Here is a 16,514-nt window from a genome sequence, read left to right on the forward strand (position 1 = left end):
AAATTACGAATTTATATCGCTTTTACCTGTGACAATATGTTCTACATTTGTTAAATGATCTAGCATCGCTTGCTGCGCTAATTCCACATCTTGCTTTAACACCGCATCATATATAGATTGATGCTCCTCTAAAAGTCGTTCTGATGTTGTTTGTTCACCATATAAAATAATGCGTCTTGATTCACCAATTGTTTCAGCAATCATCTCTGAAACATGATTCATGAGCTCAAGTAAGATGCTATTATGCGAAGATTGTGCGATTCCCATATGGAACTGAAAGTCTGCTTTTTCACCAGCTTTTTCATCTCCAATGCTTTTTGCCATTTCATCTAACCAATGTTTCATATTTTGCAAATTATCATCCGTACGTTTTGCCGCAGCTGCTCGAACTGCCCCCACTTCAAGCACCTTCCGTACTTCTAATAAATTCAAAATATCCTCTTTCTTCATTAATAACTTATTATTTAATGATTTTGTTAATGAAGAAGAATCGAAATTCTTTACATATGTACCTTCTCCTTGTTTCATTTCAATTAAGCCCATTGCTCTGAGCGCACTTAGCGCTTCACGAACTGCAGATCTGCCAACTTGAAACTGCTCTGCTAATTGATGAACAGGGAGTAGCTTGTCACCAGGTTTTAACGTACCATTTTTAATCATTGTTAAAATAGCTTCAGATACTTCTTCGTAAATTTTTTTTGGTTTAATAGATTTGTACTCCAGTTAAATCACCTCAGTATCTTCCAAACAACAATTGTAACGTTTTATAAGAAATTAACATCCATAACTATTTTAGAACGAATTAGTAAGAAGTACAAATGTTTTGTTCATAAAATAGTCAAATTTTTGATATTTGTTCGATATTAATTAATATATTTCCGTGTAACTATAAAGAGCATGTCTCCGAAATTAGAACATGCTCTCCTCATCTTGTACTTTTAATTTAATAATAACTGTCGTTCCCTTACCTTTTTCACTTTCTATTCTCCACTCACCATCATGTATATGAACAATTTGCCTTACAATTGCAAGGCCTAAACCTGTTCCACCGTGTTGACGACTTCTCGCTTTATCTACTCGGTAAAAGCGTTCCCCGAGATTTTCTAAATGCTCTGTATCAATACCTATTCCTGTATCTTTTATGTGCAATTCACAGGAATCATCAATTTGTTTTAATGTTATTATGATATCCCCGTTTTGATTTGTATAACGTATCGCATTATCTAACACATTATGAAGTACTTGTTGCATGCGATCATCATCAATCATTACGATAATTTCAGGATTTAAATTCGTTGAAATACGAAGTTTTTTTTCTATAAACTGTAACTCATACGTATCAAGTACGTCTTCAATAAGCTGTGAAAAAACGATAGGTTGTTTCTTTAGAGGAAAGTGTTCACCTTCTAGCTGCGCTAAATCTAATAAATCATGAACGAGGCGCTGCATGCGATCTGCTTCTTTATGGATGAGTTGCGTTACTTTTCCCTGCTGCGGCCCCTTTGCCACACCGTCTAAAATAGCTTCACTATATCCTTTAATATAACTAAGTGGTGTTCTAAGCTCATGCGAAACATTAGCTAAAAACTCCTTACGCTTTACATCTTCTGTTTCTAAAGAATTTGCCATTTTATTAAAAGCTTTTCCCAATCGTCCGATTTCGTCTTCTGAAGAAATTGTAATCCGCTCTGAGAAATCTCCAGTAGCCAAATGATTTGCAACCCGTTCCATTTGCGAAAGCGGTCTTGTAATAGCAATAATAATTTTTCTACCAATCCATATTGTAATTAGAATCATAGCAAGTGCTAACGGCGCTAAAATAAGGCCCATATCAAATATTAAATCTTTTATACTTTTTAAAGGAATATAGGAGTATACAATACCAACTAATTTTTTATTATCTAAAACAGGAATGACAACACCCATAATATTGCGATTAAAATGTTCTTCATACCCTATCTTAGTCACAGTTTTCCCATCTAATAGTGACTGTCTATCCCCTTCACTTATAAGAGAATGATGGTGCACATCGAAAGGCAAACATGCACTTAAATCACGCGGATTATACACGAAAAGAACATCTGAACTAGATATTTGATCGTATGCTCTTACTTTCTCTTCAAAAGTGGATACTCCTTCATGTTTATCATATTGCGTAGCAAGACGCTTCCCTTCCATTACTAATGAATCTTTTAAATTTTCCACGTATAGCTTTTCATATGAGTATAAAGATACAAAATAAAGAAAGGAAACTGTTACACATACTGCACATACTACTGTAAGCCAAAGCTTTTGTACCATCGTAAACATACGTTACACCTCAAATTTATAACCTACACCCCAAACGGTTTGAATGTAGTTTCCACTTTCTCCGAGCTTTAGACGCATCGTTTTCACATGCGTATCTACTGTTCTTGTACTTCCTGCATAATCATATCCCCATACCTTTTCAAGCAATTGCTCCCGACTAAATACTTGTCCATTATGTTGGCAAAGAAAATATAGTAAATCAAACTCTTTAACTGTAAGTGACACTGCTTGTCCATCCGTCTCAATTCGTCTACTTTTTTCATTAATAAGAATCGGTCCAAATTGAATCTCTTCTTGCTGTTCTTGCTTTGTATATCGTCTTAAAACAGCTTCCATACGAGCAATTAATTCCCCAGGACTAAACGGCTTTACAATATAATCATCTGCTCCCATACGTAAGCCGTTCACCCTATTCCACTCTTCACCTTTTGCTGTTAAAAATATAATAGGTACATCCGACGTTTTTCGAATCTCTTTACAAACTGAAAGCCCATCCATCTCTGGCATCATAATATCTAGTACAACAAAATCGTAATGATCCGTCTCTAATTTTCGAAGTGCCTCTTTTCCATTTTCAGCTTCTCCCCACTCGTATCCGGAGTTATCTAAGTACATTCCGACAAGTTGCCTCATATCACTTTCGTCATCTACAACTAGCACTTTATATTTACTCATTGTCCTTCCCCTTCTCTCTCTATGAGTTGAAACGGTCCTTTTCCGACTTTAATTGTTTGTTTTATTTTCATATTCTTCATATCCATTACGCATACTTCATCGCTATCATAACTAGCTACATATCCTTCGACACCGCTTTTCAAAAATGCAAATGGATTAGATCCTACTTCTGCAAATCCTACCTCTTGATACGTACTTGCATCAAACTTTCTAAGCGTATTCGAACCGTGACTTAGCGCATATACATACTTATCATCCTTTGTTATATTCACTGGCATAAACGGAGCATGTAAAGAACGTACCATTTCTCCGCTCTGTAATGAATACACTAATACTTTCTCATTCACTTGACTTCCATCACCATGTCCGCCAATCCATATTTCTTTCCCATCAGGACTAATCGTCGCTCCTGTTGATGCTGGGGGAATCATAAAGGATTGGATAGCCTCTTTTTTCTTTGTATCAATTGTTGTTAGTTTCGTATCATAAAAATTTAGTACAGATAACTGATTATGATGCTCTACCATCGTTATCGGTCCTTTTCCTGTTGAAACACCCCCTGTCTCTTTCCCTTCTATCGTAAAGAACCTTACCTTTTGAGCATTTTGATCGGCAGCAAATAATTGTTTTTTGTCTTCTGATACGACTACATTCACAATTCCTTTTCCTGTCTTATATTTGTCCACCTGTCTTCCTTCTGTTAGTGAGTATACATACATATATTCTAACTGCTTGCCGTATACAAGTATTTCCTCATTATTTGGAAGTAGTGCAATTCCTGCCATCGGTTCATTTAATTCCCATGTCGTGATTAACTTTTTAGATTTTTTATCAATAAAACTAATACTGCCTTCTTTTATATTCGTTGTTATAATAACATTTTTATCTTTAGCAATTGGTGTATATGAACTTCCTTGACACCCTACTAATAGAAATAAAAAACAGAGAAGAAAAATAAACTTTCTCAAAAGATTCCCTCCATCTTCGGATGATTTCGTTATAATTGTAAAATAACAAATAAATGTGTGGAAAATGTGAAATCTTCCTTTATTAATAAACTTACATATATAATGTACAACAAATAGAATTTGAGGTGTGCAAATTATGCTTTTTCCTGATTTAGCGAATAAAATTGTACGGGAAGTACGCAGACTGATTACAGAAAATATTATTATCATTAATATACAAGGTGTTATAATCGCAAGTACAGATGCGGAAAGAATCGGTCAATTTCATGAAGGCGCACTCCGCTGTGCGAAACAAAAAAAGACTGTCATTATTACAAAAGAAGATGAAAGGCGACTGCAAGGCGTAAAGGCGGGGATGAATCTTCCTTTGCTATTCCATGATGAAGTAATCGGTGTTATTGGAATCACAGGAGAACCTGAAAACATTTCCCAATATGGAGAAATATTACGTAAAATGACCGAACTATTAATTCATGAAAATTACTTTTTAGAACAGCTAGAACTTGAGCACCGTTCTTATGAAGCATTTGTTTTTGATTGGCTTCAAAATACAGACTGGTCTCCAAGTTTTTTCGATCGTGCAAAAACACTTGGTATTGATTTATATAAGAAGAAACAACTTATTTTGTTCTCTATCGATCAAAATGACACGATGCTTCAGCGTAAAATTTGGCAACACGTACGCAATATATTAACAAAGGAGCATCTATTTGTTCGCTGGGGAAATGATCGATTCATCTTATTTACGGTGATAAGCTCCAAAGAGCAAACTTATCAATTTTTAAAACGATTAAAACAAGACTGTGAAACTTTATTTTCTATTACTTTATATATCGGGATTGGGCAAACAGTTACGCCAAGCAATATGAACTTATCGTACGAACAAGCATTACAAGCTCTTTCAGTATCACTTGAAACGAAAAAAATAGTATTTAATGAAGATTTACGTTTAGAAATGTGCTTACAAGATATTTCTACTGAAACACGGGAACAGTTTCTAGAGCGTACCATCAAAAACTTAGTATCATCTCCTGAACTTATGCACACTTTACGTTTATTTATTGATTATAACCAATCCTATAAGCAAACAGCTCAGCAATTACATATACACATTAACACATTGCATTACAGGTTAAAAAAGATTGAGGAACATACAGAACTTGACCCAAAACAATTCAAAGATTTAAATATTTTATACTTTGCACTTCTATTATTAGATAATCACACAAAAAAGAACGATAAAATAGATTAATCTTTAGATGATTACACATAGAAAGAATCCCCTGACTTTTTTATCATTATAATGAAAGCACTGTTACAACGTTTTTATTATTACTAAATACGTTAACAGTTTGAGGGGGATTTCCAATGTTAGAAAAGCAAATTATTGATTCATTCGTATCCATTGTTGGCGAAGATAATGTAGATACATCCAATATGGGGCGTTTAACTTATAGTTATGATGCTACTCCAAACTTCCAAGCGATGCCTGATGCAGTCATTGCTCCTCGTAATACAAATGAAGTAGCAGACGTGTTAAAAGTGTGTAACACTCATAGAATTCCTGTATATGTTCGCGGGTCTGGAACAAATCTTTGCGCTGGAACGTGTCCACTTGAAGGCGGCATTGTCCTTATTTTCCGCCATATGAACAATATTTTAGAAATTGACGAAGAAAATTTAACAATTACTGTACAAGCTGGTGTTATTACACTTGATATTATTAAAGCAGTAGAAGAAAAAGGTTTATTTTATCCACCAGATCCAAGCTCTATGAAAATTTCTACAATCGGCGGTAACATTAATGAAAACTCAGGTGGATTGCGTGGGTTAAAATATGGCGTAACACGTGATTATGTAATGGGACTTGAGCTTGTCTTACCAAATGGCGATATCATTCGCACTGGCGGTAAATTAGCAAAAGATGTAGCTGGTTACGATTTAACTCGTCTATTTATCGGTTCTGAAGGAACACTTGGTGTTGTTACGGAAGCGATATTAAAACTTGTTCCTATGCCTGAAACGAAGAAAACAATGCTCGCACTATATGAAGATATTAACGAAGCTGCACGTGCTGTTTCTTCTATTATTGCAAATAAAATCATTCCTGCGACACTTGAGTTTTTAGATCAACCGACAATTGAAGTTGTAGAAGAGTTTGCACAAATCGGTTTACCAACTGACGTGAAGGCAATTTTATTAATTGAACAAGATGGACCGCCCGAAGTTGTCAATCGAGATATTGAAAAAATGGCTAACGTTTGTCGTTCTATGAATGCAGTCGATGTTCGCATCGCAAAAGATGAAGCGGAAGCAGATGCCCTTCGTACAGCACGTCGTAGTGCACTATCAGCACTTGCGAGACTAAAACCTACTACAATATTAGAAGATGCAACGGTACCACGTTCACAAATTGCTCCAATGGTTGAAGCAATTAATGCAATTGCAAAGAAATATAATATTCCTATTTGTACTTTTGGTCATGCTGGTGACGGCAACCTACATCCAACTTGTATGACAGATGCTCGTAATGAAGAAGAAATGCACCGAGCTGAACAAGCTTTTGCTGAAATATTTGCGAAAGCAATTGAACTTGGTGGCACGATTACTGGTGAACATGGTGTTGGCGCGATGAAAGCTCCTTATTTAGAAATGAAATTAGGTAAAGAAGGTATTGCTGCTATGCAAGGAATTAAACAAGCCTTCGATCCAAATAACATTATGAATCCAGGTAAAATGTTCGCGAAAGACTCTCGTAAAAGAGTGGTGGTTGAGCGATGACCACATTAAATACAGAAAACATTCAAAAGGAATTTAAAGAACGATTAAGTGAAGATGAACTACTAAACTGTATGCGATGCGGCTTTTGTTTACCGACTTGCCCTACTTACATTCAATCTGGATATAAAGAATCACATTCACCACGCGGGCGTATTGCATTAATGAAAGCCGTCGTCGATGGCTTAATTGAGCCAGATGAAGATATTGAAAATACATTAAATGTTTGCCTTGGCTGCCGAGCTTGTGAGCCTGTTTGTCCATCTGGTGTGAATTATGGACATTTATTAGAAGAAGCTCGTGATATTATAAATCAAAATAAAAAGTTCTCGGTGCCCGTGAGAGCTGTTCGTAAAGTTGTATTTGAAGGACTATTCCCTCATCAAAATCGAATGAGAACATTAACAGGACTAATCGGATTTTACCAGCGTTCTGGTTTACAAACGCTAACACATAAAACAGGTATTATGAAGTTATTCCCTGAAACACTTGCAACGATGGATCTCGTTTTACCAAAAGTCCCTAAAATGAAAGCAATGAAAAATCGTCCTGAATTTTTACCTGCTGAGGTGACAAAGAAGAAACAAGTTGCCTTCTTCACAGGTTGTTTAATGGATACGATATTTTTAGAAACAAATAACGCAACGATGAAACTTCTTCAGTTAGCTGGTTGTGATATCGTTATTCCGAAAACACAAAGTTGCTGCGGGGCGTTACATGGGCATGCTGGTGAAAAAAGTGGAGCAAAAGAATTAGCAAAACGAAATATAAAAGCATTCGAAGATTTAAACATCGACTATATTATTACGAATGCAGGTGGTTGCGGAGCTTATCTCGTAGATTATGATTATTTGTTAAAGGATGATCCTAAGTGGGCAAAGCGAGCAAAGCAGTTTGTTTCTAAAATTAAAGATATTACCGCTATACTAGTAGAATTAGATTTCCATAAACGTACTGACTTACGACTCACGCCACAAATCATTACGTATCAAGACTCTTGTCATTTACGCAATGTTATGCGAACATCTTCTGAACCTCGTATGTTACTAGAAGCCATCCAAGGCGCGACATACCGTGAAATGAAAGATGCGGACCGCTGCTGTGGTTCTGCTGGTATTTACAACATTGTTCATTCAGAGTTATCAATGGAATTCCTAGATTATAAAATGGACTGTGTACATGAAACAGATGCAGCAACGATTGTTACTGCAAATCCAGGTTGTTTATTACAAATGAAATTAGGCATTGAACGGGAAGGTCTTTCTCATAAAATGAGAGGAATTCACATCGTAGATTTATTATTAGAAGCAATTGAAACTAACTCGTAACATACGTAATAATAGGAAAACGGCTATCTCCTTCGTCTATGTAAAGAGATAGCCGCTTTTTTGTCTGCTACAACATTAAAAATATGTTACTTTATTATAAAAAAGAACAACAGAAACATTACAGTTTTGTAAAAATCAATCCATTATATTCCTCTGAAAATTGCTCAAACCATTGATACAATAGGATTCTTCATTTTCTATTTAGGTAACTTTATCCAAAACCCCCCTCTTAAAACGAAGTATAAAAATGCTGAAAATTCCTTTTATACTCTATGTTTCTCTTATTTCCGCCCTTTTCTTCCTCTAGGATAAATTAGGTAATTTTGAAGTCTATGAATTTTTTTCCATCTTTTTTCTTGTAAATTGTATGCTACGATGAATTTGTCAGTCAGACAGGCTGTCAAAAACAAATCGTGTGAAAACAAATTAAAACTTTATATAGGGGGACACACATCATGAAAAAGCGTGTTTTATTATCTGTAGCTGCTGCAACAGCTCTTACTTTAGGAGTATCTTCTTTAGATGCACAAGCTGCAACAGTACAACCATCTAACATAAAGGTTCAAAATATTCAGCATTCAAAAATGATGATGAAGCAAATGAGCCAGCAAGAATTACAAGCATTCTTACAATCTATGGGAGTTGAATCATTAGCACAATGGAATCAAGGACAATTCCAACAAGATTGCTTCATTCCTGGTCAACAGCCTACTGAAAATGTTGTAACTGAGCAACCAACAGCTAAGCCAGAAACTCAAAAGCCTGCTGAACAAAAACCAGCTGAGCAAAAGCCTGCTGAGCAAAAGCCTGAAGCTCAAAAGCCTGCTGAAAACAACAATACTCAAAAACCTACAGAACAAAAACCTGCTGAGCAAAAGCCTGCTGAAGAAGCAAAATCTTTAAGTGAGTTCGAACAACGTGTTGTTGAATTAACAAACGCTGAGCGTACAAAACAAGGCCTACCAGCACTAAAAATCGATACTGAATTAAGCAAAGTAGCGCGCATTAAATCTGAAGATATGCAAAAAAATAACTACTTTGATCATAACAGCCCTACATACGGGTCTCCGTTTGACATGATGAAGAAATTTGGTATTTCTTATACATCTGCAGGTGAAAACATCGCTCAAGGCCAACGTACACCTGAAGAGGTAGTACAAGCTTGGATGAACAGTGCTGGACACCGTGCAAACATCTTAAATAATAGCTTCACTCACATCGGTGTTGGTTATGTAGAAAGCGGTAACTACTGGACACAACAATTTATTACGAAGTAAATAGATTAAAAGAGTCTTCTCATTAGGAGAAGACTCTTTTTTAAATTTCATAACTTTCTATTATGTACGAATATAAAATGTAGAACATAAATAAAATAGACCCGAAGCTTATCACACTAATTAATACATAAAATCCCCATTTTAGGCTCAAAAGCAATGAAAATAATATGCTACATGCCATCACTTGAAAGATTCGCCTACTAACTAAACGGATTTTTTGTAATTTGATTGGTTCTTTCTCTGTATCCTTCACCTTTTTAAACACTTTACTAAGCATAAAAAGAAACATACTAATTCCAATCGTTAGTCCTGTCTGAAAGAATATAATACTTCTCAAATTAATAAAAAGAATAAGCATATGGATAAACAACATAAATAAAGTAATACTCTTTATAAATCCGCTTACACTAAAATGCTCTCCTTCGTTAAACTTATATATATTATGTGAAATAATATACACAAATCCATGTAAAAAAATAATAAGGACAGGCAGAGATAACACGACAACTTGTTTACTTATAAACTCATTCGCTACACCATTCTCGTTCCAATGCACTGCCATACGAGTTGGTAAATATGGATAGATGCATAGAGTAAGTAAAAGACAAGCGAAAAATATTCCTAGCACGTATTTATATTTGACCAAGTGATTCTCACCTCTCTTTTCTCTTAACGGCTTCGCCTCTTTTAGAGAAATCCCTGCAAAAATCTACCTTTTTCAAGTTTAAACTTACACTTTACCCGTTTTCTCTTTCAAATTTTTTCATTGTATTGTTTAAATTTGCAGGGAAAGGTACGTCAACCATGATCTCTTCTTTCGTAATTGGATGTAAAAAATTAATCTTCATCGCATGTAGCGCTTGATGAGACATGTATTTTGTTTGTCCACCATATAATACATCCCCTACTAACGGATTTCCATTATAGCTCATATGAACACGAATTTGATGTGTTCTACCGGTTTCTAACTGTAACGTTACGAGCGTAGCATTTTGTTTGTTAAAATATTTCTCTACTTTATAATATGTTATAGCTTGGTCTCCCTTTGGAGAAACGCGGCGCCTTGTAGCGTGATGTCGATCTCTTCCGATAGCTGCATCAATTGTCCCTTGCTTCTTTTTTACTTTTCCTTCAACAAGTGCCGCATACGTTCTTTTAATTTTCCGTTCCATTAATAAACGATCCATAATTGCACCCGCAATTCTATGTTTTGCGAATACAACACCACCTGTCGTATCTTTGTCTAACCTATGAATATGGCGAACCTTAGTCTCTAAACCTTGCATTTGAAAATGAAAAGCAACAAGATTGGCAAGTGTTCCCGTCCCATCTTTTTCAGATGGATGTGTATCCATTTGCTCGGGCTTATTTACAATGAGTACGTGATCGTCTTCATACACTACATCTAATTCACCATATTCTGGATTTACGCCGTACTCCTCCTCCATAAACATATGAACTTGTAACTTATCTCCTTCTTTTAAAAGTTCATCCCATCTCCTCTGTTCTCCGTTAACCGTAATACCTTTTTCCATACGAAGCTGATGTAATAATTTTTTTGGCACTTCCCATTCTACTTTTAACAGCGATTCAATGCTTATACTATTCCATATCGCTGGAACCGTAATTTCACACCATTCGCCCTTTTTCTTTGTCTCCATACTGTATCACCTTATTTCTATTGATTCTCTCATTGTAACGGAAAATACACTTTGATGCACCGCCAAAAAGAGAAGACAGTCTTATAATAGACTGCCCCTCATGCTCTAATCCTTTTCATTTCTTGCAATACTGCTTCAGCCTTTTGTTCATACGATAAATCTTTAAAGAAATCTGCCAATCGTTTATAGTCGTTGTACGTATCTAATAAGTCGTCTATCTTCTCTCCTTTCATAACTTGCTGCTTTTGCTTCATTTTTACTGGATAACGATACCCCGATACTTCTTGTATTTTGTAATACTCATCCTCTACTTGAATGACCTTTACAAGTTCCTCTTCTTCCGCATCCATCGTATACCCATCAAATTCTCTAAGCAGTTCATAAATGATATGAGTCCATTCATCTTTTGGATAAAATCCTTTTTCTAACCGATAACCGACAATGCGATACATATGTCCATCTTTTTCAGCAAACTGTACTGTATCATTTAGCTTAAACTTAAAATAACGAAACATTGCCTTCACCTACTTGTATGTAATGTTCTTATCACATACTATTTGCAAAATATAGGCCTTGCTATTCATAAAAAAAATACTCACCTTATAGATGAGTATTTTTTAGGACGATTTTTCTTTTTTCTTTCGGAATGGTAACCACCAGTTCCAATCTCCAAACAATTTCATTAAACTTGGTACGAGCATAAGGCGAATAATTGTTGCATCAAGAAATATCGCTAATGCGACTCCAATACCCATCTGCTTTACTGGCAAAATATCAGTAAAGGCGAACGCACCGGTAACAACAATCATAATTAAAGCAGCGGATGTAATGATGCGACTTGTCGAGACAAGCCCTTCTAGCGTTGCTTGATCGTTATCTCCAGTTTCCTCATATAACTCATGGATTCGTGAAATAAGAAATACTTCATAATCCATGCTAAGCCCAAATACGAGGCCGAAAATAAAGATTGGTAATACAAATAAAACTGAACTCTCATCTAATCCGAAATGACCACCTTCAAATAACCAAATAACAATTCCAATTGTTGCACTTAAACTAAGTACATTCATAATAATCGCCTTTATTGGAATGAGTATCGAACGGAATGCGAATAATAAAATGACAAAGGTTGACCCAAATATAACAGACATACCAATTGCAACTTTATCTTTAATTTCATCTTCCAACTCTTGTTGGAACGTTGTCATCCCGCCTAAATAATAAGTAACATCGTTTTCTTTATAATTCTTTTTGAAATCACGAACCCATTGTTTTGCAGTTTCTGTACTTGGCTTCGTATCCAGAAAGACTTCCATTGTTGTTTTATTTCCTTTCGTATACGCTTCAAATACAGGAACTATTTTCGCCGCTTCTGGTGATTGTAACATTCCCGCAACTTGATCTGCTTTCATTCCATTTAGCACGTCATATACACTTGTCACCTTATATACTTGCTTGTCATCTTTTAACTTTTGAACGACATCTTCTACCTTTTGTAAGCTTTCTTTTTCCGTTATATCATCCTTCGTCTCTACTACTAAAGTAACATCGGCGTGTGTTTTGACCGTCTTATTAAAGGCTTCTTCATACTTCTCAAATGCAACTCTCGTATCACTCTTTTCTGGTAATGCTTCAACACCAGGAAACTGCAAATTAGCTGTACGTAGTGGTAATAAACAAATAACAATAAATGTTGTAACAGCAACAATCATTACGATTGGATGTTTCATTACAAACTGTGCAAATTTACGCCATACATTCGATGGAGTAGGTGCTACCTGATTCTTTTTTAATATTCTTTTTCCGATTAAAGATAACAGTGCAGGAAGGAGTGTGAGTGAAAATAAAATACTCATAATGACAACAATCATCCCGCTAATGGCAACAGATTGAATATAGTCTATCTTAAAGAAAAATAAACCGGATAAACCGACGAATACACATAACCCTGAAAATACGATAGCGCGTCCCGCGGTTTGATACGTAATCGCGATTGCCTCTTTCACTGTTCTCTTCGCAACTTCCTCTCGAAAGCGATTTACAAATAACAGTGCAAAATCAATTGATAATGCGAGCCCAATCATCGGTGCAACATTTAACACGAAAATAGATAACTCTTTATCAACGCCGATAAAATATAAAATCCCCATCGTACTAATTACACTTAATATCCCATTTAAAATCGGTAAAATAGACGCAAGCAGACTACCAAATGAGAATAATAGTACGAGAAAAGCAATAGGTAAACCGATCATCTCTGCTACTTTTAAATCATTTTGTGTTCTTTCATTAATCTCTTGATTAATTTTCGGATACCCTGTCGGTGTTACTTTTAATACTGCACTACTTTCTTTCTTGATTTCATCAGCGAATTGCAATGTCTTTTCCATTCGATCTTTATTTGTTTTCCCGGAAAATAAAATCGTCGCATAACCGATATCATCTTGTAGCATCACTTTATTTTCTATCGGATGATGGAAAGACTCATACGTTTCTTTCTCTTGAATATGTTTTATAATTCCCTCTATACCTTTTTGAAACTCCTCATGTGAAGCATCCTTGTTCTTCTCAAAAATGAGTAAAAGTGTATCCTGAGACTGCTTAAAATCTTTATCTAAAATTTCTTTCGTCTTTTGATAATCCCCTTCCGTTTGGAAACCATCACCACCTAATACTCCCGGAAGCTTTGGAGCAAAAATACCGAGCGCTATTGCGAGTAGTAGTAATACGACGATTACTGTATAACGAAATTGATACAAAAAAGCGCCTAACTTCCCCCACTTATCAATTTTATGTACATTGGTCTTCACACATTTTCACCTACTTTATATAATTCACTTATTATTTATACTGTATCACATCTCCCTATAAACAAAAAACGTCTAGGAAAACTATAATACTAGTTTTTCTAGACGTTTTTTTATCTCTCGTTATTAAGTCCCAATCTCTCGGTAAGCAAACGATGACAATAAATTGCAATGATTAACAAAATGCCACCTGCGCAGTAACCAGCTAAAATATCAGTCGGGTAATGAACATTTAAAATAACTCTACTTAATCCAATCCATACAATTAATATGCCCATCAAAATCGTAATACCACATTTTCCAGCTATACTTTTCAAATTTGCAGCAATGATATAGGCAAGAAAACCGAATGTTATGATAGATAGCATTGCATGTCCACTTGGGAAGCTATACCCAAGTGCGTCAAGTGCCTCATTTAATGATGGACGGTCTCTTTTCACAATTTCTTTTATTCCCTTATTAACAAGATGCGTCGTTAATATAGCCATTGGATACACAATCATTGCAGCATAATAACGTTTCTTCCAAAAAACAAGCAAACTTATAACAAGCGTAGTTATGATCCCAATCTCAGATCCCATCTTTGTAAAGTATGAGAAAAATGTAAGAGAGCTTTCCGTTTGTAACCCTTTTACTAATCCGCGGACATATGTATCCATCATTGTAACACCACCTACATGTACCCTCCAAGCGATGATACTAAATAAAACAAATAATAAAACGATACACATTCCCTCATACTGATGTAACTTCTTCTTCAATCGATTTCCTCCTACTATGAAAAAATGCGATTTCTACTTTAGAAACCGCATTTCCTTACTTATTTACCTTTTGTTTTTAACTCTGTCCAGTAACGATCATAGTCTTTTAACTTATCGTCTACATCAACAAGCCATTCTGTACGATTTAATTCTTCTGGTGATAAGAAGATCATATGGTTATCACGATATTCTTTACTATGAAGAGGACGAGCTTTTTCATTTGGATTACTATAACCAATTGACTCATAGTTTTTCACACTTACTTTTTCATCTAATAAGTAGTTCATAAACTTCTCTGCAAGTTCTTTATGTTTCGCACCTTTTGGAATCGCTAACGTGTCAGCCCAAATTGTGCCGCCTTCTTTTGGTACAACGTATCCTACATCTTTGTTATCTTTCGCGATAAATGCTGCATCTCCAGACCAAACTGTTCCGATCCACGCATCTTCTGTAATGAATTTTTGTTTAATATTATCTGTATCAAATGCTAATAAGTTTGGAAGTAGCTTCTGTAAATCATTAGACGCTGTCTTTAACTGTGCATCCTCTTTTGTACTATTAGAGAAACCATTTTTCTTAAGTCCCATTCCTAATACTTCACGAGAATCATTTAATAAAGTAACATGTCCTTTATATTTATCGTTCCATAAATCCGCCCAGCTTGTAGGTGCTTCTTTCACATACTTTTTATTGTATGCAATGCCTGTTACACCCCAAGTATATACTAGAGAATACTTATTCTCTGGATCAAACGCAGGTGTTTTAAAGTTAGAAACAAGATTCTCGATGTTCGGGATGTTCTTCTTATCTAAAGGCGCTAATAAGTCCATCTTCGCCATCGTTTTCACCATGTAATCAGATGGCTGAATTAAATCATATGTCGCGCCACCAGCTTGTAATTTTGCAAGCATTTCTTCATTACTTGCATATTTATCATAGTTAATTTTCACGTTATATTTCTTTTCAAAATCTTTTAAAACTTGCTCATCAAAGTTGTCAGCCCAACTATAAATATTCAATTCTTCTTTCTTCTCACCACAGCCCGCAAGTACACCTGCAACAAGGCCGAAGCTAATAGCTGCGCCAGCTAATGTCTTCATCAATTTCATTGATTTTTTACCTCCTCGTTCTTTCTATATCATTCATATTATAAAGGAAGGTGTCCTCCAGAGTTTTCTTCACCGTCTGCACCTTTATTACGGAAAATTTCCGATAGCACCATTAATCCTACAATTACAACAATTAATATTGTAGAAAGAGCATTAATTTCAGGTGATACTCCTCGCTTAACCATACTATAAATGTATAATGGCAATGTTGTTGATCCTGGTCCTGATACGAAGAAACTAATTACAAAATCATCAATCGATAATGTGAATGTTAATAATGCGGCTGAAATAACTCCTGGTGCAATTGCTGGAAACGTTACATAACGAAACGTTTGCCACGGCGTTGCTCCTAAATCGTTTGCAGCCTCTTCTAAATCACGTCCCATACCAGAAAGACGTGCCGCTAAAATAACAACAACAAATGAAATACTGAATGTAATGTGTGCAATAATAATTGTTGTTTTTCCAAGTTCCATACCTAATTGACTAAATAGGATAAGTAAAGATAATCCCATTAAAATATCAGGAATTAAAATTGGTAAATATACAAGACCGTTAATGGCACCTTCATAACGATATTTGTAACGGTGTAATGCAATAGCAAAAATCACACCAAGAACTGTCGTCACAATTGTCGTTATAAGAGCAATCGTAATACTATTTACAAACGCATCAATAACATCTTGTTTTTGAAATAAATCTGTATACCAATGGAGTGTAAAGCCCTCCCATTCCGCATTAATGCGAGAATCGTTGAAGGAATATACCATTAAAACCATCATTGGAAAATACAAAAACAATAAGATTAACCAAGAATAAGAAACTAAAAACTTCTTCATT

At 35.4% G+C, this 16,514-nt stretch carries 15 protein-coding genes; 4 read left to right on the forward strand and 11 right to left on the reverse strand.

Going from position 1 to position 16,514, the window contains the following annotated elements:
• Nucleotides 1-3 precede the first annotated feature (3 nt).
• From BAU27_RS04815 to BAU27_RS04830, 4 genes are all read right to left on the reverse strand, one after another.
• Nucleotides 4-693, reverse strand: coding sequence for a FadR/GntR family transcriptional regulator (locus tag BAU27_RS04815; RefSeq protein WP_255257118.1), 690 nt, complete (start codon nt 691-693; stop codon nt 4-6).
• A gap of 216 nt (nt 694-909) precedes the next feature.
• Nucleotides 910-2,310: a sensor histidine kinase gene (locus BAU27_RS04820; protein ID WP_071770242.1), complete on the reverse strand. Its 1,401-nt coding sequence runs from the start codon at nt 2,308-2,310 to the stop codon at nt 910-912.
• 3 nt (nt 2,311-2,313) lie between these two features.
• Entirely contained in the window at nt 2,314-2,985 is a 672-nt protein-coding gene (locus BAU27_RS04825) for a response regulator transcription factor (protein ID WP_071770243.1), read from the reverse strand.
• On the reverse strand, nt 2,982-3,953 hold the full coding sequence (locus tag BAU27_RS04830; protein WP_071770244.1) for a YncE family protein: 972 nt from the start codon (nt 3,951-3,953) through the stop codon (nt 2,982-2,984). Before BAU27_RS04830 ends, BAU27_RS04825 begins: the two co-directional genes overlap by 4 nt.
• Nucleotides 3,954-4,089: 136 nt before the next feature.
• On the opposite strand from BAU27_RS04830, the gene BAU27_RS04835 reads away from it, so the two are divergent.
• From BAU27_RS04835 to BAU27_RS04850, 4 genes are all read left to right on the forward strand, one after another.
• Nucleotides 4,090-5,205, forward strand: a complete 1,116-nt coding sequence (locus BAU27_RS04835; protein WP_071770245.1) for a CdaR family transcriptional regulator — start codon at nt 4,090-4,092, stop codon at nt 5,203-5,205.
• A 116-nt stretch (nt 5,206-5,321) separates the two neighbouring features.
• On the forward strand, nt 5,322-6,734 hold the full coding sequence (gene glcD, locus BAU27_RS04840; protein ID WP_071744737.1) for a glycolate oxidase subunit GlcD: 1,413 nt from the start codon (nt 5,322-5,324) through the stop codon (nt 6,732-6,734).
• Complete coding sequence (locus BAU27_RS04845; protein WP_071770246.1) at nt 6,731-8,059, forward strand: (Fe-S)-binding protein; 1,329 nt, start codon at nt 6,731-6,733, stop codon at nt 8,057-8,059. The genes glcD and BAU27_RS04845 overlap by 4 nt, the downstream gene beginning before the upstream one ends.
• 455 nt (nt 8,060-8,514) lie before the next feature.
• The gene (locus tag BAU27_RS04850; RefSeq protein ID WP_071770247.1) at nt 8,515-9,336 is read left to right on the forward strand and encodes a CAP domain-containing protein; all 822 of its coding nucleotides are present in this window, start codon (nt 8,515-8,517) and stop codon (nt 9,334-9,336) included.
• A gap of 40 nt (nt 9,337-9,376) precedes the next feature.
• Here the strand turns inward: BAU27_RS04850 and BAU27_RS04855 are convergent, their stop codons facing one another.
• From BAU27_RS04855 to potC, 7 genes are all read right to left on the reverse strand, one after another.
• The gene (locus BAU27_RS04855; protein ID WP_071744734.1) at nt 9,377-9,982 is read right to left on the reverse strand and encodes a DUF1648 domain-containing protein; all 606 of its coding nucleotides are present in this window, start codon (nt 9,980-9,982) and stop codon (nt 9,377-9,379) included.
• A gap of 91 nt (nt 9,983-10,073) precedes the next feature.
• Nucleotides 10,074-10,997, reverse strand: a complete 924-nt coding sequence (locus BAU27_RS04860; RefSeq protein ID WP_071770248.1) for an RluA family pseudouridine synthase — start codon at nt 10,995-10,997, stop codon at nt 10,074-10,076.
• 98 nt (nt 10,998-11,095) lie between these two features.
• A complete protein-coding gene (locus BAU27_RS04865) occupies nt 11,096-11,512 on the reverse strand; it encodes a histidinol dehydrogenase (protein WP_071744732.1) in 417 nt (138 codons plus the stop codon).
• Between the two features lie 102 nt (nt 11,513-11,614).
• A complete protein-coding gene (locus BAU27_RS04870; RefSeq protein WP_071770249.1) occupies nt 11,615-13,807 on the reverse strand; it encodes an MMPL family transporter in 2,193 nt (730 codons plus the stop codon).
• Between the two features lie 110 nt (nt 13,808-13,917).
• Entirely contained in the window at nt 13,918-14,565 is a 648-nt protein-coding gene (locus tag BAU27_RS04875) for a phosphatase PAP2 family protein (protein WP_071770250.1), read from the reverse strand.
• Between the two features lie 59 nt (nt 14,566-14,624).
• Nucleotides 14,625-15,674, reverse strand: coding sequence for a polyamine ABC transporter substrate-binding protein (locus BAU27_RS04880; protein WP_071744729.1), 1,050 nt, complete (start codon nt 15,672-15,674; stop codon nt 14,625-14,627).
• Nucleotides 15,675-15,712: 38 nt separating this feature from the next.
• Nucleotides 15,713-16,513, reverse strand: coding sequence for a spermidine/putrescine ABC transporter permease PotC (potC, locus tag BAU27_RS04885; protein ID WP_071744728.1), 801 nt, complete (start codon nt 16,511-16,513; stop codon nt 15,713-15,715).
• Between the last annotated feature and the right edge of the window lies 1 nt (nt 16,514).

This window comes from Bacillus sp. NH11B, assembly GCF_001884205.1.
GTDB lineage: Bacteria > Bacillota > Bacilli > Bacillales > Bacillaceae_G > Bacillus_A > Bacillus_A proteolyticus.